The sequence below is a fragment of the Candidatus Erwinia dacicola genome (assembly GCF_001756855.1).
GTDB classification, from domain to species: domain Bacteria; phylum Pseudomonadota; class Gammaproteobacteria; order Enterobacterales; family Enterobacteriaceae; genus Erwinia; species Erwinia dacicola.
The window spans coordinates 1-3457 of record NZ_MAYS01000028.1 but is presented as its reverse complement, the minus strand read 5'-3'; the positions used below and the strand labels follow the sequence as shown (position 1 = coordinate 3457).

The following is a 3457-nucleotide window of genomic DNA, read 5'->3' as shown; positions in this document are numbered from 1 at the left end:
CGGACGGGGCTCGAACCCGCGACCCCCTGCGTGACAGGCAGGTATTCTAACCAACTGAACTACCGCTCCACCGATTCTGTACTGAATTCAGACTGCGTCTGATTTTAGGTGTTTTGCCCTTACCTTGTCAGAGGTAATGTCATGACCCGTAAACGGTCTTAAATTGATGTTTGGCAGTTCCCTACTCTCGCATGGGGAGACCCCACACTACCATCGGCGCTACGGCGTTTCACTTCTGAGTTCGGCATGGGGTCAGGTGGGACCACCGCGCTAAAGCCGCCAGACAAATCTTGGTGCTTGAAACGAAATGACTTCGTTCCCGCTAAATTTTTATCCGGTCACAAGCTGAAAATCTCTTTTGCGTCTCTCGAACGCGCACCAGAACGCTTCTGGCGTTGTAAGATTAAGCCTCACGGGTCATTAGTACCGGTTAGCTCAACGCATCGCTGCGCTTACACACCCGGCCTATCAACGTCGTAGTCTTCAACGTCCCTTCAGAGGTCTCAAGGACCTAGGGAGAATTCATCTCGAGGCAAGTTTCGCGCTTAGATGCTTTCAGCGCTTATCTTTTCCGCACTTAGCTACCGGGCAGTGCCATTGGCATGACAACCCGAATACCAGTGGTGCGTTCACTCCGGTCCTCTCGTACTAGGAGCAACCCCTCTCAATTCTCCAGCGCCCACGGCAGATAGGGACCGAACTGTCTCACGACGTTCTAAACCCAGCTCGCGTACCACTTTAAACGGCGAACAGCCGTACCCTTGGGACCCACTTCAGCCCCAGGATGTGATGAGCCGACATCGAGGTGCCAAACACCGCCGTCGATATGAACTCTTGGGCGGTATCAGCCTGTTATCCCCGGAGTACCTTTTATCCGTTGAGCGATGGCCCTTCCATTCAGAACCACCGGATCACTATGACCTGCTTTCGCACCTGCTTGAGCCGTCACTCTCGCAGTCAAGCTAGCTTATGCCATTGCACTAACCTCACGATGTCCGACCGTGATTAGCTAACCTTCGTGCTCCTCCGTTACTCTTTAGGAGGAGACCGCCCCAGTCAAACTACCCACCAGACACTGTCCCCGCGCCGGATTACGGCGCTAGGTTAGAACATCAAACGTTAAAGGGTGGTATTTCAAGGTTGGCTCCACGCAGACTGGCGTCCACGCTTCAAAGCCTCCCACCTATCCTACACATCAAGGCTCAATGTTCAGTGTCAAGCTGTAGTAAAGGTTCACGGGGTCTTTCCGTCTTGCCGCGGGTACGCTGCATCTTCACAGCGAGTTCAATTTCACTGAGTCTCGGGTGGAGACAGCCTAGCCATCATTACGCCATTCGTGCAGGTCGGAACTTACCCGACAAGGAATTTCGCTACCTTAGGACCGTTATAGTTACGGCCGCCGTTTACCGGGGCTTCGATCAAGAGCTTCTCCTTGCGGATAACCCCATCAATTAACCTTCCGGCACCGGGCAGGCGTCACACCGTATACGTCCACTTTCGTGTTTGCACAGTGCTGTGTTTTTAATAAACAGTTGCAGCCAGCTGGTATCTTCGACTGCCTTCAGCTCCCACCCGCGAGGGGTTTCACCTATCGACAGCGTGCCTTCTCCCGAAGTTACGGCACCATTTTGCCTAGTTCCTTCACCCGAGTTCTCTCAAGCGCCTTGGTATTCTCTACCTGACCACCTGTGTCGGTTTGGGGTACGATTCGATGTTACCTGATGCTTAGAGGCTTTTCCTGGAAGCAGGGCATTTGTTACTTCAGCACCGTAATGCCTCGTCATCACACCTCAGCGTTGATAAGAGTCCGGATTTACCTAAACTCTCCGCCTACATGCTTAAACCGGGACAACCGTCGCCCGGCTAACATAGCCTTCTCCGTCCCCCCTTCGCAGTAACACCGAGTACGGGAATATTAACCCGTTTCCCATCGACTACGCCTTTCGGCCTCGCCTTAGGGGTCGACTCACCCTGCCCCGATTAACGTTGGACAGGAACCCTTGGTCTTCCGGCGAGCAGGCTTTTCACCCGCTTTATCGTTACTTATGTCAGCATTCGCACTTCTGATACCTCCAGCAAGCCTCACAGCTCACCTTCGACGGCTTACAGAACGCTCCCCTACCCAACAACGCTTGCGCGCCGCTGCCGCAGCTTCGGTGCATGGTTTAGCCCCGTTACATCTTCCGCGCAGGCCGACTCGACCAGTGAGCTATTACGCTTTCTTCAAATGATGGCTGCTTCTAAGCCAACATCCTGGCTGTCTATGCCTTCCCACATCGTTTCCCACTTAACCATGACTTTGGGACCTTAGCTGGCGGTCTGGGTTGTTTCCCTCTTCACGACGGACGTTAGCACCCGCCGTGTGTCTCCCGTGATAACATTCTTCGGTATTCGCAGTTTGCATTGGGTTGGTAAGCCGGGATGACCCCCTAGCCAAAACAGTGCTCTACCCCCGAAGATGAACTCACGAGGCGCTACCTAAATAGCTTTCGGGGAGAACCAGCTATCTCCCGGTTTGATTGGCCTTTCACCCCCAGCCACAAGTCATCCGCTAATTTTTCAACATTAGTCGGTTCGGTCCTCCAGTTAGTGTTACCCAACCTTCAACCTGCCCGTGGCTAGATCACCGGGTTTCGGGTCTATACCCTGCAACTTAGCGCCCAGTTAAGACTCGGTTTCCCTGCGGCTCCCCTATTCGGTTAACCTTGCTACAGAATATAAGTCGCTGACCCATTATACAAAAGGTACGCAGTCACACCACGAAGGTGCTCCCACTGCTTGTACGTACACGGTTTCAGGTTCTGTTTCACTCCCCTCGCCGGGGTTCTTTTCGCCTTTCCCTCACGGTACTGGTTCACTATCGGTCAGTCAGGAGTATTTAGCCTTGGAGGATGGTCCCCCCATATTCAGACAGGATGTCACGTGTCCCGCCCTACTCATCGAACTCACAGCAAGTGCATTTTTGTGTACGGGAGTATCACCCTGTACCCTGCGTCTTTCCAGACGCTTCCACTAATGCACAAACTGATTCAGGTTCCGGGCTGTTCCCCGTTCGCTCGCCGCTACTGGGGGAATCTCGGTTGATTTCTTTTCCTCGGGGTACTTAGATGTTTCAGTTCCCCCGGTTCGCCTCATGCCACTATGTATTCATGACATGATAGTGTGACCTATCACACTGGGTTTCCCCATTCGGGTATCATCGGTTGTTGCGGTTCATATCACCTTACCGACGCTTATCGCAGATTAGCACGCCCTTCATCGCCTCTGACTGCCTAGGCATCCACCGTGTACGCTTAGTCGCTTAACCTCACAACCCACAAGCGTCCCGAAGGACGGCACGCTGTCGTGAGCATTTGAGAGACTCGAACGCATCGCTAGTTAGTTTCATTCTTAATTACGGAAAATGAAAGCGACGCGTCGTTTCAATTCTCAGCTTGTTCCGGATTGTTAAAGAGCA

General features: G+C 53.1%; 2 rRNA genes. Both read right to left on the bottom strand.

What is annotated here, in order from left to right:
- Positions 1 to 168 precede the first annotated feature (168 nt).
- Positions 169 to 284, bottom strand: a 5S ribosomal RNA gene (gene rrf / locus BBW68_RS00650).
- 115 nt (positions 285 to 399) lie between these two features.
- Positions 400 to 3307, bottom strand: a 23S ribosomal RNA gene (locus tag BBW68_RS00645).
- Positions 3308 to 3457: the final 150 nt, after the last annotated feature.